The 782-nt window shown below is 71.7% G+C and carries 1 protein-coding gene; it reads left to right on the top strand.

What is annotated here, in order from left to right; genetic code table 11:
- Nucleotides 1-670 (top strand): hypothetical protein (locus C1I98_RS39430; protein WP_233508589.1); only part of this gene is annotated, 670 nt, incomplete at its 5' end.
- Nucleotides 671-782: the final 112 nt, after the last annotated feature.

Raw genomic sequence — 782 nt, 5'->3', positions numbered from 1 at the left:
GCTGGCGGGCGTGCCCTCCTCGGCCGGGTTCCGGGTTCCGCGGCCCTGTCGGGCGGAGGGCGGCGGCCATGTGGTGGCGGGATGGGCGGCCTTCGAGTACATGCCGGGTACGGAGGGACCCGCTGGAGAATGGGCGGCGCTGGTCGCCGCAGGCCGGGCCTTTCACCGTGCCCTACGCCATCTGCCCCGGCCGGACCTGCTCGACCGCCGCCACCATCAATGGGCGGTCGCCGACCGGATCGCGTGGGGCGAACCCGCCCCGGTGGGCTCGGCCGATGTGGGCGGGCTGCTGGAGAGGTTGCAGAGCATCCGGTGTCCCGTTGACGCGCCGAGTCAGCTCGTCCACGGTGACCTCACCGGCAACGTGCTGTTCCACCCTGGCCTGCCCCCCGCCGTGATCGACTTCTCGCCGTACTGGCGGCCGGTGGGGTACGCCGACGCCATCATCGTCACCGACGGGCTCCTGTACCACGACGCCACCCCGGCATTGATCGAGGAAGTGCTTCCCGGCCGCGACGGACCCCAGATGCTGATCCGGGCGATCATCTTCCGGCTGATGGCACTGGCCATTCACAAAGGCCCCGGCGGGACCCTCCCCCAGGATGAGCTGGCCCACTTCGCTCGCGTCACCCACCTGGCGGAGCAGGCCGCCGCCCACCACGCCCCCTGACACCTGCCGCCCTGCGGCGCGGGCCGCCCCATGGTGTGGGCGGGGCGGCCCGCTGGGATAGGTGTCGGACCGAATGTGAGGACCCGTCATGCTCGGATATGGGGATTTGTCC

The sequence above is a fragment of the Spongiactinospora gelatinilytica genome (genome assembly GCF_003236385.1).
In the GTDB taxonomy this organism is placed as follows: domain Bacteria; phylum Actinomycetota; class Actinomycetes; order Streptosporangiales; family Streptosporangiaceae; genus Spongiactinospora; species Spongiactinospora gelatinilytica.
Note: the sequence above shows the minus strand (reverse complement) of the source record. Positions and strands in the feature narration are given on the sequence as shown.